Origin of the sequence: Shewanella eurypsychrophilus (assembly GCF_007004545.3) — a bacterium.
In the GTDB taxonomy this organism is placed as follows: domain Bacteria; phylum Pseudomonadota; class Gammaproteobacteria; order Enterobacterales; family Shewanellaceae; genus Shewanella; species Shewanella eurypsychrophilus.
Window position 1 is genome coordinate 3,112,907 of record NZ_CP045503.2, and the last position, 24,406, is coordinate 3,137,312.

Annotated in this window: 19 protein-coding genes and 1 pseudogene; 8 read left to right on the top strand and 12 right to left on the bottom strand. The window is 42.0% G+C overall.

Annotated elements, in window-relative coordinates; all coding sequences use genetic code 11:
* Positions 1-509: 509 nt before the first annotated feature.
* From FM038_RS13175 to dapA, 4 genes are all read right to left on the bottom strand, one after another.
* Positions 510-3,605, bottom strand: a complete 3,096-nt coding sequence (locus tag FM038_RS13175; RefSeq protein WP_195873023.1) for an efflux RND transporter permease subunit — start codon at positions 3,603-3,605, stop codon at positions 510-512.
* On the bottom strand, positions 3,602-4,687 hold the full coding sequence (locus FM038_RS13180; RefSeq protein WP_142870974.1) for an efflux RND transporter periplasmic adaptor subunit: 1,086 nt from the start codon (positions 4,685-4,687) through the stop codon (positions 3,602-3,604). Before FM038_RS13180 ends, FM038_RS13175 begins: the two co-directional genes overlap by 4 nt.
* A 419-nt stretch (positions 4,688-5,106) precedes the next feature.
* Entirely contained in the window at positions 5,107-6,228 is a 1,122-nt protein-coding gene (gene bamC / locus FM038_RS13185) for an outer membrane protein assembly factor BamC (protein WP_142870975.1), read from the bottom strand.
* Positions 6,229-6,232: 4 nt separating this feature from the next.
* The gene (gene dapA, locus FM038_RS13190; protein WP_142870976.1) at positions 6,233-7,117 is read right to left on the bottom strand and encodes a 4-hydroxy-tetrahydrodipicolinate synthase; all 885 of its coding nucleotides are present in this window, start codon (positions 7,115-7,117) and stop codon (positions 6,233-6,235) included.
* 236 nt (positions 7,118-7,353) lie between these two features.
* Between dapA and FM038_RS13195 the strand changes: the two genes are divergently transcribed.
* The 8 genes and pseudogenes from FM038_RS13195 to FM038_RS13230 all read left to right on the top strand — a co-directional run bounded on the left by FM038_RS13195 (position 7,354) and on the right by FM038_RS13230 (position 16,097).
* Positions 7,354-7,893 carry a glycine cleavage system transcriptional repressor gene (locus tag FM038_RS13195; protein ID WP_142870977.1) on the top strand — a complete coding sequence of 180 codons (540 nt, stop codon included), beginning with the start codon at positions 7,354-7,356 and terminating at the stop codon, positions 7,891-7,893.
* A gap of 12 nt (positions 7,894-7,905) precedes the next feature.
* Positions 7,906-8,241, top strand: a pseudogene (bcp, locus tag FM038_RS13200) (thioredoxin-dependent thiol peroxidase); the annotation flags it as partial.
* A 90-nt stretch (positions 8,242-8,331) separates the two neighbouring features.
* On the top strand, positions 8,332-9,732 hold the full coding sequence (locus tag FM038_RS13205; protein ID WP_142870979.1) for a tyrosine-type recombinase/integrase: 1,401 nt from the start codon (positions 8,332-8,334) through the stop codon (positions 9,730-9,732).
* A 1-nt stretch (position 9,733) separates the two neighbouring features.
* Positions 9,734-12,091 (top strand): hypothetical protein, encoded by a 2,358-nt coding sequence (locus tag FM038_RS13210; protein ID WP_142871107.1) that lies wholly within the window; start codon positions 9,734-9,736, stop codon positions 12,089-12,091.
* Positions 12,092-12,104: 13 nt separating this feature from the next.
* Positions 12,105-14,306, top strand: coding sequence for a tyrosine-type recombinase/integrase (locus tag FM038_RS13215; protein ID WP_142870980.1), 2,202 nt, complete (start codon positions 12,105-12,107; stop codon positions 14,304-14,306).
* Entirely contained in the window at positions 14,306-14,791 is a 486-nt protein-coding gene (locus FM038_RS13220) for a bacterioferritin comigratory protein (protein ID WP_142870981.1), read from the top strand. Before FM038_RS13215 ends, FM038_RS13220 begins: the two co-directional genes overlap by 1 nt.
* Positions 14,792-14,937: 146 nt before the next feature.
* The gene (bcp, locus tag FM038_RS13225) at positions 14,938-15,402 is read left to right on the top strand and encodes a thioredoxin-dependent thiol peroxidase (RefSeq protein ID WP_142870982.1); all 465 of its coding nucleotides are present in this window, start codon (positions 14,938-14,940) and stop codon (positions 15,400-15,402) included.
* 38 nt (positions 15,403-15,440) lie between these two features.
* Positions 15,441-16,097 (top strand): recombinase family protein, encoded by a 657-nt coding sequence (locus FM038_RS13230; RefSeq protein WP_142870983.1) that lies wholly within the window; start codon positions 15,441-15,443, stop codon positions 16,095-16,097.
* A 319-nt stretch (positions 16,098-16,416) separates the two neighbouring features.
* Here the strand turns inward: FM038_RS13230 and FM038_RS13235 are convergent, their stop codons facing one another.
* From FM038_RS13235 to FM038_RS13270, 8 genes are all read right to left on the bottom strand, one after another.
* Positions 16,417-16,554, bottom strand: a complete 138-nt coding sequence (locus FM038_RS13235; protein WP_185965686.1) for a hypothetical protein — start codon at positions 16,552-16,554, stop codon at positions 16,417-16,419.
* 529 nt (positions 16,555-17,083) lie between these two features.
* Positions 17,084-18,124, bottom strand: a complete 1,041-nt coding sequence (locus tag FM038_RS13240) for an IS110 family RNA-guided transposase (RefSeq protein ID WP_142870985.1) — start codon at positions 18,122-18,124, stop codon at positions 17,084-17,086.
* A 341-nt stretch (positions 18,125-18,465) separates the two neighbouring features.
* Positions 18,466-19,035: a Cap15 family cyclic dinucleotide receptor domain-containing protein gene (locus FM038_RS13245; protein WP_199242692.1), complete on the bottom strand. Its 570-nt coding sequence runs from the start codon at positions 19,033-19,035 to the stop codon at positions 18,466-18,468.
* Positions 19,036-19,081: 46 nt separating this feature from the next.
* On the bottom strand, positions 19,082-19,447 hold the full coding sequence (locus FM038_RS13250; RefSeq protein ID WP_142870987.1) for a mCpol domain-containing protein: 366 nt from the start codon (positions 19,445-19,447) through the stop codon (positions 19,082-19,084).
* Between the two features lie 157 nt (positions 19,448-19,604).
* Positions 19,605-20,585, bottom strand: a complete 981-nt coding sequence (locus tag FM038_RS13255) for a hypothetical protein (RefSeq protein ID WP_142870988.1) — start codon at positions 20,583-20,585, stop codon at positions 19,605-19,607.
* A 718-nt stretch (positions 20,586-21,303) separates the two neighbouring features.
* Complete coding sequence (locus FM038_RS13260) at positions 21,304-21,921, bottom strand: hypothetical protein (RefSeq protein WP_142870989.1); 618 nt, start codon at positions 21,919-21,921, stop codon at positions 21,304-21,306.
* A gap of 755 nt (positions 21,922-22,676) precedes the next feature.
* Complete coding sequence (locus tag FM038_RS13265) at positions 22,677-23,303, bottom strand: Cap15 family cyclic dinucleotide receptor domain-containing protein (protein WP_142870990.1); 627 nt, start codon at positions 23,301-23,303, stop codon at positions 22,677-22,679.
* Positions 23,296-24,192 carry a nucleotidyltransferase domain-containing protein gene (locus tag FM038_RS13270; protein WP_142870991.1) on the bottom strand — a complete coding sequence of 299 codons (897 nt, stop codon included), beginning with the start codon at positions 24,190-24,192 and terminating at the stop codon, positions 23,296-23,298. Before FM038_RS13270 ends, FM038_RS13265 begins: the two co-directional genes overlap by 8 nt.
* Positions 24,193-24,406: the final 214 nt, after the last annotated feature.

The following is a 24,406-nucleotide window of genomic DNA, read 5'->3' on the forward strand; positions in this document are numbered from 1 at the left end:
AAGAGGCTAAAAACTAGAACTATCTAAGCCGTTTTAGCTAACAGCATTCAAATACGCAACAATGACAAACCTAGCACACTAGGGATAATTTATACAATATACCAACAAACTAGTAACACATTTCTATTTTGAACAGTCACAAAAAAGGCCAATCAGTTACCTGATTGGCCTTTTTCACATCGAAGAGTTTATACCACTCCATATAAGTATCTGGTCAGTTCAGAGACTCTCAGTTTTTTCAATTCAAGGCGCATTGATGAGGAAATGGTTATTCCCTTTTAAGTCAATGCAACACCGAAGTGGAAACACTGAGAGCCTCACGCAGTGCGGGTTTCAAAGCCCTTTATGCTACGTTGAATGTTCTCGATATACGACTGCATGGATGCAGAAGGTAGGGCGAAGCAGGATGCTAGAGCCGAGAATAACTATTAGCTTCAAACATCCGTCTTGCCTACAATGCTTTGAACTCCCGCTGAATGATCAGATACTTACTCGGAATGGTATTATACCTATTTAGCTGCTAATTCTTTTTCTAGTGCACGAGCTACAGCTTCCGGAGAGCTTGAATTACGTGAAAATAGAGAGTAGGCAACTGGGATAACTAATAGGGTAAATAGCGTCGCTATTAATATACCCGAAAGCACCACAACACCTATCACATAGCGGGTCTCAGCCCCCGCGCCTTGAGCCATAACCAGTGGGATTGCCCCAGCTGCGGTGGTAATTCCAGTCATTAAGATGGGTCTTAGTCTTTGTGCTGCTGCCTGAACTATCGCAGTTTCAAATTCGATTCCTCTATCCCGCAGTTGGTTAGCAAATTCAACAATTAAAATCCCATTCTTCGCAGCTAACCCCACCAGCATAATAATACCAATTTGACTGTAGATATTCAGACTTTGATCTGTCAGCCACAGACCCACTAGTGCGCCTAGAGTTGCCAGAGGAACAGTCAGCATGATGACCATAGGATGAACATAGCTTTCAAATTGCGCCGCTAGCACCAGAAATACGATCCCTAGTGCCAGAATAAACACGAAATACATCGAGCTTCCTGACTCTTGATAATCTAACGACTGTCCTTTATAGCTGATCACTGCTTCTGCAGGCAGATAAGTATCTGCAATCTCATTAAGGTAATCTAAGGCTTCACCTAAGCTGTAACCTTCGGCTAAGTTTGCCTCTAAGGTGATGGCACGCATCCTATTATATCGGTTCAAACGACTGGCATCGGCAAACTCCTCAACGCTCACTAAGTTTGACAATGGGATCAGTGCCTGGCTTCTATCGGATCTGACATAGATATTTTCCAGATCATTAGCTGTGTTTTGGTTCTCTCTGTTCCCTTCGATGATCACATCATACTCTTTGCCTTCTCGCATAAATGTAGTCACAAGGCGAGAGCCTAACATTGACTCTAAAGTACGGCCAATGTGAGAAATTGACACACCGAGATCTGCCGCTCTTTCCTTATCGATCACCACTCTAAGTTGTGGTTTTGTCTCTTGATAATCATGATCTAAACCGACGAGATTTGGGTTTTCCTTAGCCTTTTCAAGGATAATATCTCGCCATTGAGCTAACGCTTCGTAGCTCGGTCCCCCTATAACAAACTGTACGGGTTTACCTACACCACGGCCGAACGCTTGCCGCATCACTGGAAATGCTCTGATACCTGCCAGATCGGCTAAACGACCACGAACATCTGAGGTGATTTCAGCAGCGCTTCTTCGTACACTCCAATCTTCTAATACAATGATCGCCATGCCGTTTGAAAAATCAGCACTGCTACCAAAGCTTCGGGGGGCACGGATCAGTAAGCGTTTAATATCTCCGCTATCAACTAACGGCATCAAGCGGGTTTCAATCTCATCCATATAAGATTCGATATATTCAAAGCTCGCCCCCTGAGGACCGTTAACGATAAGAAACATTGAGCCTCTATCTTCTCTTGGCGCAAACTCCTGAGGAACGATTTTCACTAACCATGCGCTGGCAGCCAAAGCCACTATTATTAGGGAAGACACTATGACAGGGTGCTTCATCGCCTTAACTAATACACCTTGGTATTTGCGACTGATATGATTCATACCCGCATCCACTTTACGCACCAGCCAAGACTCATTGCCTGCTGGCTTCAGTAATTTGGAACACATCATAGGGCTGAGAGTTAAGGCGACGATACTGGAGAAGATCACCGCGGCACTCATTGCAACTGCAAACTCCTTGAAGAGTTTACCTAAATCCCCCTCTAAGAAAGTAATAGGCATAAACACAGCAACAAGCACTAACGTCGTTGCAACCACAGCGAATGCCACTTCACGTGAACCAAGATAAGCCGCTTTAAGTGGTGAGTCGCCCTCCTCTATCCTTCTATGTATATTTTCTAACACGACAATCGCATCATCAACCACCATACCAATGGCCAATATCATCGCCAGTAACGTAAGCAAGTTAATGGTGTAACCTAAGGCATATAGAACGATAAACGTCGCCATTAAAGATACAGGCACAGTTAATGCTGGGATCAACATGGCACGAACACTTCCGAGAAATAAATAGATCACAATAACAACCAGTGTCATGGCAATAAACAGTGTCTGGTATACCTCTTTAACTGACGCTTCGATAAAAACCGAGCTGTCGTAAGAGCGTTTAATCTCCATCCCTGCTGGTAGAGTCGGGTTTATCTTGTCCACTAACGCATTTGCAGCTCTAGCGACATCTAAGGTATTAGCAGTCGACTGCTTAGAGACCCCTAGACCTATCATGGCTTCGCGGTTGCCACGAAAGGTGATCCTCTCCTCTTCAGAGCCGATTTCGACTTTTGCAACATCACCTAATTTTACCAAGTAACCATCGTCACCTTCTGTAAGCACTAAGTTTGCAAAGTCGTCCACGGTTCTGAAACTACGTTCAACACGGACGGTGAAATGTCGCTCTTTTGACTCTACCGATCCTGCGGGAAGCTCAACATTTTCAGAGCGAAGTACACTCTCAATGTCTGCAACGGTGAGGTTTCTCGCTGCCAATGCCTGTCTGTCGATCCAGATCCGCATCGCGTAAACTTTACCACCACCAATACGAATATTAGCAACACCGTCTATCACAGATAAGCGATCAGTGAGGTACCTTCGAGCATAATCGGTAAGCTGTAACGTGGTCATCTGATCAGAGACTAGATTGAGCCACATGATCACTTCATCGCCACCGTTGGCTTTTTGTACTTCAGGGGGCTCAGCTTCTTCGGGTAGGTTATTCAGTAAACCAGAAACACGGTCACGAACATCGTTTGCAGCCGCTTCGATATCGCGCCCAACATCGAACTGCAAAGTCACTGATGAACGACCATCACGGCTCGATGAATTAATATGACGTATGCCTTCCACACCGCTAATACGATCTTCTACAAGTTGAGTGATACGGCTCTCAACAACCGAAGCGCTAGCACCTCGGTAATTAGTGTTGATAGAAACGACTGGAGGGTCGATATTGGGATATTCCCTTAAGGGAAGCTTGTCGAAAGCAACTAAACCAAATGCGATAAGTAAGATACTAATGACGGAAGCAAAGACGGGTCTCTTTACCGATAGATCGGTTAATATCATACTGTTGGCCTAACCTTAGCTTCTTTGAGGAAGCTAAAACGTTCACTATATTGGACCTTTACCTTATCCCCTGGACGCACTTTCAAAATCCCGCGAATAACAACCTCTTCGCCTAAATTGACACCCTCAATAATTTCAACCCAGCCTCGCTTACGTATTCCTAGCTGAACCTCTTTTCTCTCGATAACACCTTCATCATTGACTAGGTATACATAATGTCTATCTTGAATAGGGATAATGGCTGACTCAGGCAAAATAAGTGCTTCACGGCTCTCTTTAATCAGCGTCACCTTCATCAGCATGCCGGGCAACAGTCTACTCTGTGGGTTAGCAATCTCGGCGCGCACAATAACGGCTCGAGTCGTTGGATTGATTCTGCTATCGATAGATACCACTTTGCCTTTAAACATCTCACCTGGAAATGCTACGGCACTCGCTTCTACCGATTTACCCACTTCTAAAGATTGCAAAAAACGCTCTGGCACTGAAAAGTCTAACTTAATAACAGAAATATCATCCAATGTGGTGATGATAGTTCCTGGAGTTAACAAACTCCCCACGCTGATCTGACGTAAACCAAGGCGACCATCAAACGGAGCCATGATTTTTCTGTCGGTTAATGCCGATTGCGATTGTTCCAACTCTGCTTTGGCGGTATCAATCAGCGTTTGTAATCGATCTCTTTCTAGTTCTGCAATGGTTTGGCTGGTCACTAAAGAGCGAATTCTGTCGAGCTCACGCATATGATCTGAAACACGCACCTTAGCGACTTTTACCCTAGCGACTTGCTCTCGATCTTGAAGTTGAACCAGTAAACGTCCTTTCTTAACTAAATCACCGTCATCAAAGTTGATAAAAGTTGCCACCTCGGTCACTTTAGGCGTCACCGTAATCGATTCATTAGCTTTAGTTGTGCCAAGAGCTTCTACTTCATCACGCACAGGTTCAATACTCGCTTTAGCAACGACTACGTTTGGAGTGGGTCGAGCTTTAGGCTTAGATAAGGCTTTTTCTGGTGAGCTCTGTTGATAAACAACCCAAGAGAGTGACAAAAAGATTAATAATATTATTATTTTTTTCATTAACATTCCAAAGTACTACTTATTTTTATGCATACAGTTTACTCATAGGCTATTGCGCTTCAAGGTGTTTTACCTTTACTTACAATTAATACATAACGGCAACAAGTAAGCGTGTCTAGCAAGGTTGTTTTTTTTAGCACAAACCGAGTGTGCCTAGATGCAACTCATGATACATAATACTGATAAAGTTGATGATTTTACAAAGTAGAGGTTTAGAGTCACAGCATAATCAACTGCTTTTCGAGATGGTTACCACCACATCTCCTGCATTGGAATATGGTATTTATTTGTCGCTAGCGGGTCCACAAAGCATCTTGTTCAGAGTGTAAGCCGCTAACGACTTTGACATAGATTAACTTGATGAATTTAGCCATAAAAAAAAGGAGGCTAAAGCCTCCTTTCATTGGATTAAGAATTGTTTAACGAATTTTACGATCTTCGTTCATCAATTCCGAGAAGCCTTCATAGACGGCTTCAACCACTTCATTATCTAATGCTTTATCGGATGAATCACGTAAATAAATACGTGTTTTATTTTCGCTGTCATCATCTTCTAATACGATACGGTACGAGCCTTCTTTAACTGGCAGCTTCTTCTCACTCCACAATGAGCTCCAGAAACCAGAATCATCGGAAACATTAATGTAATAAAGCCCCTTATTGCTATCCATATCGATAATTTCTAAACCCATTTCAGGTAATACGATACGTAATCGGTCCCAAGTACGTTTGAACGGCGCTTGGGCTAGCCAATATGAAGGCTCAGCTGCTTCGCCTTCAACTTCAGAGCTTGTACCCTTAACAATATTGACATCAATACCTAGGCTTTCTCTTAGACGTTTAGCTTTAATCGCTTGATTACGTTTAATACTCATATATGCCACTGCATTATTGAGCATATCTATGGTGTAGCGTTGCTTATCTTCACCACTTAGGAAGACATCTTGTTGTTCACCATCAAAGCTTTCTTCATGATCCATTAGGTTGATGATCAAGTTACCGCTGCGACCGTGAGGACGCACATCGATTTTAAATTCATATCGCTGACGCAAGGTATAGATTTCATCACTGCCCCAGAAATTTGAATCGACCACTTCCTGATTCTCAATCCAATCAGTTTCAATCAAACCTTGCTCGTAATCCTCTTTAAGAATAACCATAGACTTACTGTTCAAGTATGCTTTGATTATAGAGAAAAGTTCATTTTTAAGATCTGTTTCAGTATCGAGAGCTTCAACAACAACTTTAATGTTGTCGCTGCCTTCTTCAACATGTGTCCCTTCAGCCATAGGCAGAACCTGCAGAGGTGGGCGAATGTCTAACTTTTTACCGACTAAACTGGCATCAACTTTACTGCCAGGCTGAGGAATGTCGTACTCTTTACTATAAATAGGCGAATTTAGCCCCTCAGGTATAGTTAAAGCCGGTTCTATAATTACATTGGTATATTCATCGCCGCCATTGGCCTGTCTTCTATCTACAGGTGTGGTACATGCTGTAACAGCAGCGATAAGGATTAAAGGAGTCACTTGCTTTAACATCTATTTATTTAACCTCTATTCGAGCATTTTTCATTGCATCTAATAACAGACCATGAAACTCAGGAGAAAGTTCCGTTAAAGGCAATCGAATATCACCTTGACTGATCAAGCCCATCTGATGGGCGGCCCACTTAACGGGTATAGGGTTAGCTTCACAAAATAGCGCACTGAATAGACCTTTTATTTGATCTTCTGCAGCCATCGCAGCTTGAGTGTTACCTGCTAACGCAGCGTCACACATCAATTTAAACTGCTTTGGCACTATGTTGTTGGTGACTGAAATGACTCCATCACCGCCCAAACTTAGAAATTCACGTGCGGTGGCGTCGTCACCACTATAAAGAAGGAAATCATTGCCGCAAAGCTCCCGTAAAGGTTTCACTCGTGCAATATCACCCGTGGCGTCTTTAACACCTATGATATTGGGCACTTCAACCAACTGAGCAATGGTTTCAGGCAACATATCAACGGATGTTCTACCTGGCACATTATATAAAATTTGTGGGATATCGGTACTGGCAGCAACAGCCTTGTAATGGGCAATCAAGCCTTTAGGGCTCGGCTTATTATAATAAGGTGTCACCCCCAACATTGCCGCTACGCCCAAGTTGTTCTGGGCTTTAGTGAGCTCTATCGCTTCAGCCGTGGCATTGGCACCGTTGCCACCAATAACCGGAATACGGCCAGATGCAAATTTAACAGTTTGCGATACCACTGCAATATGCTCGGAAATTGGAAGAGTTGCAGACTCACCAGTGGTGCCTACGGCAACGATGGCATCTGTACCTTCGGTAATATGATACTCAACTAACTTTTCAAGACTTGTATAATCTACTGAGCCATCACTATTTAGTGGTGTGATTAAGGCTACGATGCTTCCGTTTATCATGTGACTTCCCCAGGTTTCAGGACTGGCTATGGTACTGATGCTAACCATTAAAAACAAGCATTTCAGCGATTCATTAACGTTAAGGCTTTTTCATTAGCAATAGTATTCAATCTGACTTTTGATGTATAAGACAGGGATCTCATCTTAGCGAACTTATGGTAGCATTAACTACCGCAGAAAAACCCGCCGATAATCGGTGTGTTTTTGTACAAAATAGCTATAAATAAGGAAAATTCATGTCCAATCATCTTGTTGTTACTGCTATGGGCTCAGATCGCCCAGGTATTGTCAGTAAATTTGCAAGACTTGCAAGTGAATGTGACTGTGACATTGTTGACAGTCGTATGGCCTTATTCGGCAATGAATTCACATTGATCATGATGCTATCAGGTTCATGGGCCTCCATTACTAAAATGGAGACTCAGCTACCAAGCCTAAGCGTTGAACTTGAGCTGATGACAGTGATGAAGCGCACTTCAAAACACACGGCTCAAAATTACATATCACGTCTTGAAGTCACCTTTACGGGACAAGATCAACGCGGCACCATGAAAAAAATAACTCAATTCTTAGCCGACCGCTCACTGGATCTTGGCGCAGTTAGATCTCACTCAGAAGAAGACAGTCAGGGTAAGCCAACCCAAAATGTTTTCCTTACTATTAATGTTCCAGAGAAAGTTGAACTGGATAAGTTAGAAACCAGTATCAATGAGCTGGCCAGTGATATGTCATTAAACTGCATGATCGAACGTATGCAAGGCATCACTACAAGCTAAAAGGAACTTCAAATGAAAACGTTAACAACTGGCGATACAGCTCCACTCTTCGAACTAAAAAATCAAGATGATGCACTCATCTCATTAAAAGAGTGTCTCAGTAACGGGCCTGTTTTAGTTTACTTTTATCCTAAAGCCTCCACACCCGGCTGCACGGTTCAAGCATGTGGGTTGCGAGACAGCATGCAAGCGTTAAATAACTTAAAAGTGACAGTATTGGGGATCAGTCCAGATCCCGTGAAGAAACTGGCTCGTTTCGCAGAAAAGCAATCCCTCAATTTTTCTCTTCTTAGTGATGAAGATCATGCCATTGCCGATGCATTTGGTATTTGGGGTGAGAAAAAATTTACCCTTGATAAAGTTTCATGACAAAAAACCTTGATAGTTTTTTATGACGAAACTATCTTTAATATGTGGTAAACATATTGAGGATAGTTTGTGATAAGAACACATGATGAAAAACATTCTAATATTTATGATGACTACCAACTGCTTTCAATAGAGGTTGATACATTAGCAAAACTCCAAGTTTCAGAGAGCATAAATACTGACTCTGGAGAGGTGACTTATACACCCTACCTTTCTCCTTCCAAACTTCAATCATACTCCAAGAAAACAGATATTATCATTGCGCCTGATGGGAGTGTTGTTTACCCACAATCTCTTTACCTAGTCTCTAAGTTACGTGGTAAGGGAGCCGTTAAGGACACCGACTCAATTGCAAAGGGGTTACTGGCTTATACTCGCTACTTAGATTCTACACATTACCCTCGATTTGATGACGAAGGTAACGAAATACCAACTGAGTATTTAACGTATAAGTCTCTAACGAAGTATGAAGAAGAAGGTGCACCTTGGTGCTTTGCTAAACATCTTTTAGCAAACTGTCGTGCTAAACAAAATTCAACAGGTGATGAAGCATACTCTCTTGCCACTGCAAGAAGCTATATGGGGGCCGTTATTAGCTTCTACAAGTGGATGTACAGACATGGTTACCTCAAAAATGATGATGAACATGTATTAACGCATTTCACTACCGTTGAGATTTATGAAGGCATTAATCAACACGATATGCTTGCTCATACTCAATCTGGTTCAAAACGTGTTTATGAAATGTCAAACATCATGAAGATGTTTCCAAAGAATGATAAAACGCCTGCTGATAAAAAATTAAAACCTATGACGTTCGAACAGAAAGCGTTGTTCAACCAGCATATAGATACTTTGCCAAAGCCTATCTCCCTAATGCTAAGGTTGTGTGAGGAGTCAGGACTTAGGGTTGAAGAAGCCACTCATTTCCCAGCACACAACATTGGTAACAAGGATTTTAGTGAATTAGACGTTGTACCCGTTCACATTACACGCACCAAGGGCAGTAAGCCCCGTATTGTTGAAATCCCTATCGAGCTTTACGAAGAATTAGAGCAATACAAAGAAAGTAAACAACGACAAAAGCACCTAGTTAAACGCAAAGAGCTGATTGATTCTAAAGAAGAGGTGGATTGCACTGATTACCTTTTTGTTTCCAATAAAGGACGCCCGTATACAGAAAACACTGTGGAAGTCCATTTTGGAGTATTGAGAAGGCTAATCCAAACGATAGAACCTACTTGGTACTACCGAGTTCATGATTTGCGTTCAACCTTTGCGACTCATTGGCTTTGGAGTGAATCTCAAAAGCGACATGTTGCCTATGACTTCCTGATGGATGAGTTGGCGGAACTTATGGGGCATGCAAGCACTTCAACGACGGAAAAGTATATTAAGTTCATGAATAAGTTTGATGAGCAGTTACGGGTTGCAGAGAGCAAAAACAACAAGATTAATAAGGGGTGGTAGCATGGCAAAAAGCCCACTCGCGAAGAACTCAAAGACGGTTAAGTACGTTAGAAACAGTAAGAATGTGGTTCCGTTGCACTTTACCATCCCCTATAAGAACAACATACTCAGGAAGGCAACCGAGTTTGATATATCACACCTGTTACACCTTGCCGCAAACAGCAATAACGTCAAAATCGACAGCCGTATCCCTTTTTTAAGGAGCTTTTGTAAAAATGCCTACCAGTATGTTGATAATGGCAGGTCGGCAGCAACCGTTCCGAAGTTATACGATACATTAAGAGCCTTCATTTCCTTTTGTGACGCCGTAAACGTTGACCCCTTTTCTGAAGCGGGATATTTAACATATGCCGGGAATGATGGCGAACTGCGGCACCGGGTGAAAATGTACCACCCATCCAAAAGGCTATGGGAGGCGAGCCACGGTGATGAACTGGGTATCCAAGAAAGCTCAGCCTGTCAAATAACCTCAGCACTTCGCACCGCCCTTTCATGGTGTAGATTACCCGCTGACACATGGGCAACCCATCACCGAGGGTTTTCTGGCGAAAATACACCATATAAGGGTTACTCTGACGCTGAAGAAGAGATGCTTGTTGCTCGTTTGAGTGAGTTATTTTTCACCCTAGCCCCACAGCTCATTGCGGCAAAAAAAGAAAACCTTGTCCTTCCTAATGAGCTGCCTGTCGTTATTGACTTAGGTGACCACCAAGAAATCATTTCAATTAAAACGTCTCTCACAACCCAAACCCATGGGATGAGTAAAACGGGCACATCCGTAAAGCCTGCCGCCGCGTTTAACATGGCGATGGGGGCGGCTTATCACCTTATGTGCTTTTTTACCTCATTAAACGATGGCGACATACAGAGCATCGCTCATCCTGTCACGATTCATACTGATGAGCGGGATAAAAGCTTAAAGGTGGTTAAAGTATCGAGCTTTAAGGCACGCGCAAATAAAGAGGTAGACGCTGTACTTACCAACCAGAGCTTCGATGTTGATAAACGGGACGGAGTGAAATTTATTAAAACCCTTGAAACACTTTCAGCACTCTACGGCAGTGGCGAAGAAGGCTCTGAGTTACTGTTTACGCTGAATAACCAAGGGGAGAAAAGTAGCTCGTTCAATTTGAAGGAAATAAATAAGCACCTGGTGGTAGAGTTAAGCCTACTCTCACCCACTCGTGCATCTTGCCTGCCATGGTTTAAGGAACTATTTTACAGCTATCGAAACCAGCATGTTATCGAGCTAAAAAAAGAGACGAATACGCTAGGCCGAACTGTCGTAAGTAAAGTCACTCGCCCGTGCACAAAAGCGGTAGCCACTGGAGGCGCAACGAATGCTGCTTACTGCATTTTATCGTGTTACACAAACTTACCCCTCAAGGGCATCTTGCTGCCGCTGACTTATTCGGATAAAGACGCCAATGGCAATATCAATGTGTCGTTCAAATATCGCAATGGCGAGAGCCACCACTTATCTGTTCCTGCTGCTGACAAGGCGTTAATCAAAGATATTGAGCAATTCGCCACAGAATTAGCAGATAAACAAGACTCTAAAAGCTATGAGCGGTTGCTGCTCAAACGAGGTGGTCAAAAAAATGCCCCTAAAGACTGGGATGGAATAAGCCCTATTAGCTCTAATCAAATGAAAACATGGTCAATTAAAACCAACGAATACTTCATATCGCTTCAATCAAGTCGCTGGCGAGAAATGACCAGTAACCACGTGTACTCAGTGAGTGGCGCTGGCGGCGTTCAAAGCCTCCTGCAAAACCTTCTTCAAACCATTGATAAGCACTATGCCAATGGTGACCCAAGACTCAACAAAACCATCGTCTCACAAGCTCTACAAGTGATGGAGCTGTTGGATGAAAACACGTGTTTAGAGCAAGCAAAAGAGATAGTTGTAGCCAAAATTGGCATCACAATGCTGACGCATGATGAATGGAAAAAGAAGCAAGAGGAAGAAAGGGCAAAAACCAATCCCAATGGCATTCATTGCAATGGGCAACAAAGCATTGCAGATGGAAAAAACACCCAGCGTGAAACCAATAACGCCATGAAGTTGCAGCTACCTTGTGCTGAATACGACATGTGCCATAAATGCCAATCAGCCAAAGCCGTCAATGAGACTCAATCCATCTATAAACTTATCTCTTTCATAGATGTGCTGAAGGAGGCAGTAAACCTGTACCCTAACGCGCAAGAGGAAGTCCATGAAAGAATCGCCGCTTTTGAGGTTACTCTCGATGGTGCCAGCAAGGATGTGTACGACAATGCAATGTCTTTATTTAACCGAAACGGGCGTCACCCTCGGGTAACTATTGATCACGCCATTTTAGCCCTACACCGTTAATTGGGAACCAATCATGATAAAGCTACCTAAGTACAACATTGGCCAACAAGATGCCCTGTTAAGCGCACAAAATCACGTTGGAAGCTACACAAATTACCTGAAGGATGTGTTAGAGCCTGCTATTAAATCGGGCGAGTGGGATGATTTTGAAGCGCTAGATCTTGGTTTTAGCGTCACAGGTGAGTCACTGGGTAAAATTGGGGACAACAACGCTTGGTGTCAGCTCCAACCGTTCTTTGAGTCTAATGCTACCAAAACGGATACTCTAGATTTCTTTCTAGACGGAAAGGTGATGGAGCGCAACCTGACAAACCAATTGAAGGCATTGGCATTGAGTATGATGTGGCTCTCACCCAAAGATTATTCTTTTGGGAGCATTGTGTCTGCTATCGCTGGGTTAAAGAAAGTCGCCACAGTTCTACTGAATGAAGGTCACAATAGCTTTGAGGTATTAAATTTTGAGCTGTTAGAGGCTTTGGTATTAGGTGATGTTACCGATTTGGACTTCGAACGACAAAGTACCTATTCACTACTTAACAAACTGTACGTTGAGGCAACACGACTTCCGTTTAATGTTAGCCTTAACAAAACGTTATCTGCCTCAGATTTTGGTTTAGCCATTAAAGAGAGCGAGCAGTACACGGTTATCCCGCAGCGACTATACTATTTGGGACTTCAACAATCAGAAGCATTAGTGAAAGAGCTGTACCCCATTCGTGACGAACTGAGCAAACTATCTAATTACATTGCCACCTACTTTGATAAAACCTATATAGGATATGCAAACTACCTTGTCAGCGATGAGGCAAAGCTGAAAAATGGCGTGCTTCAGTGGTATATATCTTCAGCAAATAAAAGTCAGGTGGAAAAGAAAATAGCCTTTCAAGCTGCTTTTCTTGCACTCAATAACCCGTCACAAGAATCGATCCTTGAACTGCTCAAAAAGCACAAACCTTCGTTCAGGAATGAATACATCGACAAATTCCACCCTGAGCAAACATTGAGGGTTGGCAACAGGAAGATAACCGGACTTGTAAAGGCGCAATCATTATTTAAACAACTCAATGGTGGTTGCCTCTGGGCGTTAATGTCCCGCACAGGCATGCGCTCTGATGAAACCTTTCACCTACATACTGCAAATGGGTGCACAATAGAGACCATATCAGGGCAAACCATTCACGTTATTCATGCAGACCTCTCAAAAACCACCAAAGGCTCTCAGTCAAAACAGGATGAGTTTGTCACTACAGAGGTCGGCAAAAAGGCTTACGAGATACTGCAAGCGCTACATTCGCCACTTAGACAGCGTCACCCTGATAGCCAAGCATTTTTTCACAAGACAAAAGAGGACTGTGGTGCAGTTAAGAAACAACAATTAGGAAAGCATCTAACGGATTGGTTTGAAGGCGCACTAGGGGAAAATCTTGCCCTAACCAATGATGATGTGATTGATTTGAAAGTTTCCGACCCTAACCTTTCGTTTAATGTGGGAGATGACTATAACTTCTCAGGACATCAGCTGCGTCGCTCGTTTGCCTACTATCTAATCGGCTTCGAGCTTTGTGCGTTCCCCCAACTCAAGCAGCAGTTCAGCCATGTATCGATGGCGATGACACGCCATTACGCTAAGAATGCCAGTAAATTCCAGAAAATAAGAAAGCAAAAGAAAAGCTTGGCTCACGCCATTGATGAAGAAAGGATTGATCAAAAAGCGCAGGTGTACCTCAACATCTACAAGAAGCTAGCAAACAAAGAGCGTGTCGCTGGCGGCAAGGGCAAAGAGTTTGCCAAAAACATGATGAAGGCTGAGCGTAACCTGTTTAAAGATAAGGTCGATAACGACATGCTCTCGGTCAACTACTGGAAAAAGCAAATCCGAGATCAAAAGCGCCACATCCACGCCGTCGCCCCTGGCGTTTACTGCACTTCAACAGGTTGTAGCCTACGTACACAAGTAAACCTATTAGAATGTGTAGACTGTAAGAACGACTATATTGTCGATGCCGTTTTTGCCGAAGCTAAGCGCAAGGAAGCTGAAATTCATATGCTATGGGACATTGAGCATGATGAATTAACGCCTCAAACAGCGTCAGAAGTGTATATCAAAATCACGGCTGCTGAACGCATTATGAAAGACCTAGATATCAGCTATGAACCCGTTGTAATACCTCAAGAAGTTCAAGACCTGCTGATACCCTGCGGAGTGACTGCGTAATGACACAAGCAACTAAGAATAAGCTCATAAATGCCCTAGAGCGCCTGTTAGAGGGTAAACCAGAAAACCGAGAACTAAGGAAGAAAGCCCGAGAAGGTAAGCTAAAAATCAACAATAGTACCGTTGAGAAAGAAGCTGGACTTTCTGTGGGTGCACTTCGCAGGCATGAAGACGTTCAAATAATGGTGAAGAATAAGTCACTTGAAGCTCGTGCAGCACATGACGGCTCAAGTACATCACCTGTTGAAGTTTTACAAACAGAAGTTAAAAAACTTAAAAGCGAAAGAACTCAAGCCAATAAGAAAAAAAAGGAATACTTAGACCTCTCAAGAAGCCATGAGAAAGCGTTAGCTAGACAAGCAGCCAACCATATAAAAATGGTTCAGGAACTCATGGAGATGCTGCATGAAAGTGAGCGAGAGAAGGCAATGGATAAGGTCACCAAAGCAAGGCCTGATAACCTTATCAAAGGCGATTTTAGATAAAAGCATCCTGTTTAGTGTGATCACTAGACAGGACACTGAATTAACGTTAAAAATGTAAACTCTAACGTAATATAAATGCACTAAATAGGACGTAGTGAACAAAGCTACGCCACATACCATTATTTGAGACAGTAAGGACAAAACCAATGGCAATCGAAGCCGGACAAACTGCACCAGATTTCACCCTAAATGACCAAGATAATAACCCAGTGAAGCTATCTGAGCTTCAAGGAAAGAAGGTCCTGCTCTACTTCTACCCACGCGCTTCAACGCCAGGCTGCACAGTTCAGGCTCAAGGGTTGCGTGACACTAAAGCTGAGTTAGATGCTCACAACGTGGTTGTTCTTGGTTTAAGCCCAGACACCCCGAAAAAGCTGACGAACTTTATCAACAAGCAAGAGCTGAACTTCACTCTGCTAGCCGATGAAGAGCACGAAGTGTGTGAGAAGTACGGTGTCTGGCAACTCAAAAAGTTCATGGGCCGTGAAAACATGGGCGTTGTAAGAACAAGCTTTCTGATTGATGAGTCTGGCAACCTTGAGCATGTGTTTAACAAGTTCAAAACCAAAGACCACCATGAAGTTGTATTGGACTACCTAAACAGCAAATAACCGTCCATGAGCAATTAACTCTCAACTTGGGGGCAGGCATGATTGGCTACATTCGAGTATCAGATTCAAAAAGAGCCGATGGCGAATCACAAAGAGAAGCTATCAAGGCGTACGCCGCTAAACGTGGCATACAAATATCGGATTGGATAGAAGAACATGTGTCTGCCACCAAGACAGAACTTAGTGAGCGGAAGTTATCTTCCCTCATTATCTCTCAACAAAGCATCATTGTATCGGATATCACACGGCTGGGTCGCCACAAGGTTATGGAGTTGGTCGGCGCTATCGGCCAGATAGCCTCATACGGTGAGCTGCATTTGGCATACAACGACACCATCATTAATTCTGAGAACGTTGATAATGCTGAAATCATTTTTACAGTTATTGGGCAGTCTTTTGCCAGCGCTGTAGAGGCTCAGAAACGCTCTGAACGAGCCAAAGCCGGTCACGCTAAACGAAAGGCCAAAGGGCTATCATCTGGCCGTCAGAAAGGACAGAAGGTTAAGTCCAGGCTTGATGAGCATACGGCGTTTATATTGAACCTCCTCGACACCAAGACCTCCAAAGCTGAAATCCTAAGAAAACTAAACGAACGCGGTGTTTCGATTACTAGAAGTAGATTTTACTCGTGGTTGGAAGACCGTGGACTTCATAATAAGAAGGCTGAATTCCAGACCGATATGTTCCAAGCATAAAGCTAACTAATTTCGAGCCCCCGCTAACGAGCCCCCAGCTAATCACTAACTCGTTTTTGTCGGATAAGCGGCACCTGTTACCAAGTGCCGCTCTCCTAAGAACCGTACGTGCAACTTTCACTGCATACGGCTCAAGCCTCCACTAAGGCGTACTATGTTACCCGGTAACCACAGGGGTTACCTTTGCAATACTAACTTGAAGCTTTGATACTTTCTGCTCTATGACTTTCCAATCTTTGGATTATCATTGAGCAAAGCAAGGAGAGGCACTAACTTCAATCGAAGTCATCATTTGCGTTTCTCCATTAACAAAGCTCTTCTAATTTTCTTGCAACGGGAGACCAGCTGGAAGTCGGCTCACTTTCGTGCCAGACACAAGGCCTGTATCTGCATCATTACAATGCAGCATTGGCTTTCTCCAGCCTCCTTTACCTGCACCACTATCGGCTATCTTCACAGATAACTTTCCCCAAAGGGAGCAATACAGGCTTACCCTGTTCCGTATGTTGCGCAATGTCAGGGTAGATGCCCACTATAGTGCGAAGAGTTATTTGATCACGAAAGAGCACTGTCCAATCTCTTTCCAACTCTCGTGCCTTTTGGCCACAGCGTATTAACCACTTCCGCTGTTTCTCATATAACGCACCTTAAATGGATTCACTTACGTTCATCATACTGACACCCTAGCACTTACCCGATTGTGGTTATCAGGAGGAACATCCTCTCACGATTCTGTTCCCGTCCAATGGACTTCGTTACATTGTCAGACTCGCTTATGTAGACTCCCCACTGTCAACAACAAAATGTGTTATCGATGAATTAATGCGTGCTTATGTACGAGCTCTAATAGGGTAGCGAACCCAGGCTCTATGATATTTACGCGGACCAGTAAACAAATCTACTTTACGAGCTTAATGCTCTTTGCGAGTCACTGTTTTTACTGGTTGATTTTCATCTTCGATTAAGCATTTTATTGTTTGAACGCGTTAAGAGGTCAATATCATATTGGCCTTGTATTCAGTACCTTGAGTTAACATTGCAAAAGCGGTTCTTACGGTTTTATTAGCCAAGGCCACCGCGGCGCACTTTATGCCACGCCTATCGACTAAGTCTTGTATCCATTTTTCTTTACAAGTTTTAGCTTCCCGTTTAATAACGTGCCTAACACTCGCTGCCGCGCCAGTGATTAGCTGACTTCGTATCACAGTGTTTTTAACATGTTTACCTATCGAGCCTAACTTGCTTTTACCTCCGCTAGAATGTTGCAGAGGGGTTAACCCTATACAAGCGGAAGCATCTTTTCCTCTAGTAAAACAACCTAATTCTGCACAGCCCAAAGCAATATACAAATTGATAGCATTTATTGGCCCAACACCTTCTAGTTTCAGTAACTTTTTGCATTCAGGATGGGTTTCAATTGATGCTTCTAGGCATTCATCATAGGTTACAAGTGTTTCTGCGACCGTTAAATACAGTTTCCAGGCCTCATCTAGTGCTTTTCTAAATTCATGTGAGAAACCATTGCCAGCATCTTCAAGGGTCGATTCTATCGCGCCCCGTAAACCACCGTTACGATTGCTTGAGTTGATATTAAACTCGGCTAATAATGCAATAAGTTGGTTGCTGAGCGCTGTTTTTTGCTTACTGCAAAGCTCTCTTAAACGCATCGTTGACTGAAGTTGTTGCTGCTCGATTGATTTCCCTGAAATGAAATTAACATCGGGCAGCAAAGCAGTTTGAACAATCGCTAAAGCATCATTCTTGTCCGTTTTTTGGGATGGCCTCACTGAGGCGACGAGTTTGGCAGAAATAAGCTTGGCGTCGTGCCCGTAAAGTAAGGCTTGCTGTTTCCAATAACTTGATGTTCCGCAAGCTTCAAATACCACCGTCATAGGTTTTGAGTTAGCAAGGAATAAGATAAATTCATCAGGTGTCATTTCTTCATTAGAACGCACTGTACGGTTTGTAGTTTTACAAACTTGAATTACTTTCTTCGCTAAATCGACACCAACAATAGTATTTTTCATAATGGACTCCAACATGTGATGATACAAATGTAAGGTACACCACAGGGTTAAGTGTGGGGAGTCTAATTATCTGCTTTATTCAGAGTCTTAGGGGCATCTGGTGATACAGATGGTTCACTCTTATCGCGGTGAACAGCGCTTCATACGACTTCAGGTCGCACGGACATAAATGAGCTAGTGATTTAGCTCTAACTCATGAGGTCTTAGTTAGGAAAAGTATGCCACCTAGATGTGCGATAACGCCGCGCTAAGCGGACTTAAATAGTGGGTTAAAATGTGAAGCGAAACGTAACCAACTATTTTAGTTCAGTTTAAGCGCCTTGTTTGGCAAAAGTATCCGATCAGTAGAAGGACACATCCTGATCTACGTCAGTGCTTATTTGTTTAAACCTAATTCTTCCCGTACTTTTTCTATCTGTAAAATAGGACCCTGACAATTCCAGTGCACTTTGAGGATCATTATCAACTTTACGAATATCAAAAATAGTAGAACCTATATATGAACTCCAGTCAGGATCCTTTGGAATGGATCGATACATATAATAAAGTTTAGGTTCTCCTCCCTCGATAGTTGGAGTAGTTTCCAGAGTAAGAGATTTTGAAGTTTCAGTATGGATATTTATTTGTGTTTCCAATAGTGTTTGCTTAATTAACACTCGAACAGATATTACTAATCCAGTTTGAGTTGTAATTTCACCTTCCCATGTACCGTTTAGATCAGGATATAAAGCAGGGTTAACTTTTTTGAATAACTTCCAAATTGGCCTAGCAAAAAAGTTAGTTGTAATAGCAATGATTATAAGAAATGCCACCCATGGGGCTATGCTGACTACCTTTACAATAGATAGGTCGTTGATCCAATAGCTTTGTAAAAACTCATAAGCACCAATACTTATTATTGTTGTTATCATTGCCACGTATCGTAACAGTGACTTAAAGTTAATAATCCTAAACATATTAATTTAAAACCGAAAATTTATGTAGACAGCACTTACCACTGCTTTTAGCCGAAAGTAGTGCAATATATGACTCCTGTAACGTTGCCCCAATACCAGCAGAGAAGTGTAATTCAGGTTCTGCTATAGACTTAATTTCTTCAAATAAAGTTATTTCATCAACAGTTTCACCTTCTGAATAGCCAGCAACGCCATCTGCGGCACAAAATATTATGTTGAAACCTTGAGTGCTTAGAAAGTCAGAGATTAATGACGTTTTTTCATTTACCACTTGGTTGATTCTTGAAAGCTCGTTTAGGTCATTTTTAAAATATGATGATGCAATCATCTGACCAATATCATCACCATCAATTGTTATATAAATCATATATTTTCGTCTTCGTCTAAATTGCGCTATTCTACTTTACATTACACTCAAAAGCATATGGTTTTGCCTAACGCCCAGCTCAACTGCGTAGCAAGCTGGCGATTTTCGTGCGGCTTTTTTGCACAGAAAGTGACAGTTTGCAGCTGCTGGTTATATTTCATTTTAAAAAAATGGGCATGTTAGCAGGTTCAATATCGAATATATATCGAACAATCCCAGCATGTAAATTTTCCTCAATGCCTTTTCTATAATCTTGAATATTCGACAATGCAGAATGCTCACCAAGGTGATGACGCCAATGAACCTCATCTTCTCGGCCATGGAAAGATAGCAACCGAGTTAATGCCATATGTGCAAAAAGAGAGGACTGCTCTTCTACAACATTGTGCATTAACACATGGGAGTCAGAATGCGTTTCTGTTGTAGTTAAATCCCAAGAGTGAAATAACTGCTGTGCGATAGGAGATAATTCTTTCAACCTATCTCCATCACCATTTGTAAAATAGACATCATCGATAACCATATGCCACTTTTCCTGAACACCATTATCGACCTCAATGGTCTCCACCAGCTTTTCTTTTTTGAAGCTTATATGAACACCTGATTTCTCTCGTGGTGTATAAGAGAAATCACCTGCAATTTTACTTAAAAGGCTATTTCTCATGGCATCATTAAAGTTTAAATTATAATTCTTTTTTGCTTTTGAGAACGCATCTAAAGAAACTAGTGACCAAATACCCATTTTCTTCCATGCAATAAGTACAGGTAACCCTAACAGCTCACCATAAGCTCTTAACTTTGAAACATAGTCAGGCCTAAAGGACATTACATTTTTTTTAGAAGATTTAACTTCTATTAATACTGTGCACGGCCCTCCATCTCTAATTGAGAAATTAGCGAGTAAATCTGGGACTTGGAATGTATCTTTTGAAGATCCGGGAAACTGTTGTTGATCTAACTTATGAATGAGGTTGCAATGACCTAGCCAGCCACAAATTATCGAAAACTCATCTTCTAGGGGAAGACCAATGTTAAGCCTCTGAACTCTCTCCGCAATCTTTTTAGCATCGGCCTCCCAACCTAACTGCTCAAGAGATTCATGGACAAGTCGTTCTAGATCTATTGGCTTATTACTCAATGTGAATCCTTCTCTCAAAAAATATAACGTCTTAGTATTTATGCGTTGCGTTGTTTATCATCTCCGACCAGTATAAATCGTGCACTGGCTTACCTTTGGTTCTCAAACGCTTACATGGTTTCGTCTAGATAACTTTACAAGCAAAGCGTGCATGCGCGTTATCATGCCTCCCTTGCGTGTTATCTATTTTCGAGTAAAATCTAGACTACTGTTTTATCGAGATTTATTCAACATTCATGCTCACAAACCGTGCAGCACTTCTGTGCAAACCGTGCTCGATTTTTCTGAAATGCCAATAACACTGTATGAAAAAACAGTTTTTAGAGAAACGTCTAGAAGCTCGATAAGAAAAAGTAGGGGAAACCAAACAGCATAGAGCGTAGGAAATCAGATGCTCCAACTCATTTTGGGGGAGGGTTACAATTGAGTCTAGTTAATCTGACATTGATTAGAAAAAGTATCTTAGTTTTATTCGAAATCCCTAATTAGTTCCGACCCCTTTATCTGCTCCCCCGATCACCTGGACGACGCCATCACTTTTACCCAATAGCCGAGCTATTGGGTAAAAGTGAGATTACGAATTAGGGTAGTTACCAACGTCTTTGTAACAGGCTAATTTTTGTGGAGCAGTTTGTGTGATACTGACGCGCAGCGGCAACACAAAATGCGTAGCTAAAATTTGTCCTTATTTACAAATTAGTTAGCATTCATTTTCGGATTACTCTACGTGTTCTCTAAGAGTCCTTTCTACTAACTCTTCAAGTTTTCTTTTTACCAAGTATCTATCGTATTCCAACTCATAATCACACTCAAAGACATCTGCATTCCATAGAGTCTCTAAATCATCTTTCATCATTGCCCAATCGTCATCTTCGACTTCCATTGGGATATAATCTCCAAGCTTTATTCCCATAAGCTGTCGTCGACCAAGGTTACCTAGAATGGTTAAGCCTTCCAATTTCTCATCTACACACCGAACCATGGCATTGACTAGAGATCCGTTTATTGCAACTGATACAGTCGTTTCCTCAGGCTTTATCCAATTCATAAATTCGATCATTTCAGGAGAGATGTCTATATTAATGTCCCCACCTGACAGAATCTGTAAAACCTGATCTAATTTGGAGTTGATATTTTCACTTTCATTTTTAAGGTCTTCTAACAATGAGCTATTACTTTCAATAGCATCAGCCAGGTCATCAAAACGGTGAGTTCTCATCCAAGAAAGTAGTTCATTTATGTCTAAGTTATCGTCCTCACCTACTATTTGCCGCTCAGCACGCCATACCCCAAATAACTGGACTATTGTTGCAAAAATTAAAGCTGAATCCATCATTAAGTTGCTCCCAACGCGTTGACTTTGTATTGAATGCTAACGCATTACTAATAGAAACTACGAAGTAGCTTCCTTATTTAGTAACTTGTGTACGCCCAGCATGGGCATGAACTAATGAGGTAAAAGTCCTCTGTAGGAAGATCACCGTTTAAATAACATACTGTTATTAAACGTTAACTACTAGCGAATGGCAAGGGCTTATCCGTGAGGATTGATCCAGAGGAAGCCGCTAGCCTTTCTACTCATTAAGAGTGCGAGTTGATGAACAAGAACATCATATAAGGCGTAGGCTAGAGGTGAGTTGGCGGGGTCTGCAAGCGTAGCTAGTGTGTGTCGCATATTGTTTAGAGTGAGTGACTACTGAATCCGTCTTCGAGTTCGTACGTGACTTGGGGTTATAAAAAGTGGCGTCAGTGGCGAAAGCCAAGGACTAAGATACGCTCTCGCAACTAAAAGTGCTGAAACGTGGTGTCAGGATCCAATCAGCAGTTGCTTGTGGGATCACAAGTAAAGGCCCATGGCGAAGCTCAACTCTTGTTAAAATATTTGACCACGAATACAGCAAGCACTGAGAGATGGATAGATCGCAGTTTACTCTCGAAGCAAAGAAGCTAACCAGACAGTTTAGATTAGTCGTTCTAAATGAACCGCCTTCGGCTTTGGCATCCTGCTTCGCCCTACCTCCTAGTGCGGAGCCGCATGCAGGGTGGTGTGGGGGCTGGAGGCTAGATACCTCCGGCTACCTGATTAAGCATTTACTCAACCTCACTAAAACTACTTACAAGTTTCTTCTGAACAAACTCTATTTCAATATCACCTGTAGATTTTCTTGTTGTCCAGTAATCTCCTTCCATCTTATTTTGAGAGCCACCAATAATTCTAAGGTTGGCACTGCCATCATGATACTCACTTCTATGCCTAACAGAGGCTTTAGGTTTATTGGTATAAGTATAAATAAATCTTTTTACATCGTTAGATTCATCTATATAAATTCGCCCAAAGTAGCTATGGCTTGAAGATTCCTGCGTGTAGATGCTGCAACTTATATTGTAAAAGTCTTGTTTTATGGAAAAAACTATAGGGATTGGATCTGGATCGCCCCCTGTCTCAGGGTTTACCCACGTAGATTTTAATGTACCCTTCCAAGTGCCCTCTAATATGGGTTCTGCAACTAGCCATGATTGAAAAAAATTTTGTTTCCATGCCCATTGTGTAAATACCAGCCAAATACCCGTCTCTATGGTTACTACTAAGGGCAGCTTTTTTAATGCTTCAACTGATCCTGTTAATTCTATCTCGAAGACTAAAAGAACCGCAGCCCAAATAGCAATAGTTGAAATCACTATTACCCATATATATGTTTTAGCATTGGATTTATTCATAGCCAATATAGTCCCATGCATTAGATATAAATTGATGGGTTTCTGCCTTTGTCCATGGTTGCGAACTATGAAAAAGATACTTTATATTATTTACCTCAGTCCATTTAGAGCAGTCGTCAGATGGTCGAGTGTTATTATAAATATAGGCAAGTGCCGAACGAACTAAAGGTACATAAGTAGAGCTACTAAAGTTTTCATCTGGGACGTTAAAAACCAAGCACTCTATAAGAAAACCAGGAATTTCCTTTGCAGAATTATACCCATCTTCCTCCATCTTGTTTTTAAGGTTTTTAAGGTTTTTAAGAATCCTAACGCATCTTTTATATCGCCTGCTTGTATTATCATTTTTCGCAACCCCATTACTATAATGTTGTTCCGGGTAATTAATCACTTCTTTCCCTGAATCAGAAAGGAGCTTAACCCCTTCAGCATATCGACTTCCATCCCAGTAATGTCTATATTCGAAAAACGGAGCCAAATCCGCTTCCACTCGATATGAATTCGCTTTTATATCAAAAGCTTTATTTCCTCTTGTAACTTCGCTACGACCAAAGTAATTGACCAGTGCATTTTCAACATCATTTTTATATTCAGCAAATTGATATATTGCGGGTGTAATGCTAGCACCTTCTTTAGTAATTCCTTGTGGCAAGTGATAATAGAAAGTATCTCGACAAATGATACCGAGGTCTACATCACTATCTTGTCGAACATTAACTCTATTTCGATAGGAACCCTGTAAAATAATTTCTGTGTTCCTATTTTTCAAAGCATCACTTTGCGCTATTGCATTCTTCAATGCTCTAATCGCATTTTCACAACGCTCAGACTCAGTAGCAGCGGGGCCTTTTGCCCAATGAGTAAAAGTTGACTCCCAGTCTTTAGGCATTGTTACTTCCTATGATTGCTAACGCTTTAGATAATGAGCCGATGTTTTATCCTAAAAAAAGCCCCCGTAAAGGCCAAAATATCGTCTCATTGTTCGCCTTGTTGGACTTCCGCGATAACTGTGGCGATTGCTCACTTGTCAGCATCATTTTAGTCGATTTATTAACCAGTAGATTACCCGAAACAAAACCAATTATCATCCTATTTTACATAGA

Coding starts and splice junctions, on each gene's coding strand:
- FM038_RS13175 (WP_195873023.1), bottom strand. CDS start 3,605: ATGATATTAACCGATCTATCGGTAAAGAGACCCGTCTTTGCTTCCGTC.
- FM038_RS13180 (WP_142870974.1), bottom strand. CDS start 4,687: ATGAAAAAAATAATAATATTATTAATCTTTTTGTCACTCTCTTGGGTT.
- bamC (WP_142870975.1), bottom strand. CDS start 6,228: ATGTTAAAGCAAGTGACTCCTTTAATCCTTATCGCTGCTGTTACAGCA.
- dapA (WP_142870976.1), bottom strand. CDS start 7,117: ATGATAAACGGAAGCATCGTAGCCTTAATCACACCACTAAATAGTGAT.
- FM038_RS13195 (WP_142870977.1), top strand. CDS start 7,354: ATGTCCAATCATCTTGTTGTTACTGCTATGGGCTCAGATCGCCCAGGT.
- FM038_RS13210 (WP_142871107.1), top strand. CDS start 9,734: ATGGCAAAAAGCCCACTCGCGAAGAACTCAAAGACGGTTAAGTACGTT.
- FM038_RS13215 (WP_142870980.1), top strand. CDS start 12,105: ATGATAAAGCTACCTAAGTACAACATTGGCCAACAAGATGCCCTGTTA.
- FM038_RS13220 (WP_142870981.1), top strand. CDS start 14,306: ATGACACAAGCAACTAAGAATAAGCTCATAAATGCCCTAGAGCGCCTG.
- bcp (WP_142870982.1), top strand. CDS start 14,938: ATGGCAATCGAAGCCGGACAAACTGCACCAGATTTCACCCTAAATGAC.
- FM038_RS13230 (WP_142870983.1), top strand. CDS start 15,441: ATGATTGGCTACATTCGAGTATCAGATTCAAAAAGAGCCGATGGCGAA.
- FM038_RS13240 (WP_142870985.1), bottom strand. CDS start 18,124: ATGAAAAATACTATTGTTGGTGTCGATTTAGCGAAGAAAGTAATTCAA.
- FM038_RS13245 (WP_199242692.1), bottom strand. CDS start 19,035: ATGATAACAACAATAATAAGTATTGGTGCTTATGAGTTTTTACAAAGC.
- FM038_RS13250 (WP_142870987.1), bottom strand. CDS start 19,447: ATGATTTATATAACAATTGATGGTGATGATATTGGTCAGATGATTGCA.
- FM038_RS13260 (WP_142870989.1), bottom strand. CDS start 21,921: ATGATGGATTCAGCTTTAATTTTTGCAACAATAGTCCAGTTATTTGGG.
- FM038_RS13265 (WP_142870990.1), bottom strand. CDS start 23,303: ATGAATAAATCCAATGCTAAAACATATATATGGGTAATAGTGATTTCA.
- FM038_RS13270 (WP_142870991.1), bottom strand. CDS start 24,192: ATGCCTAAAGACTGGGAGTCAACTTTTACTCATTGGGCAAAAGGCCCC.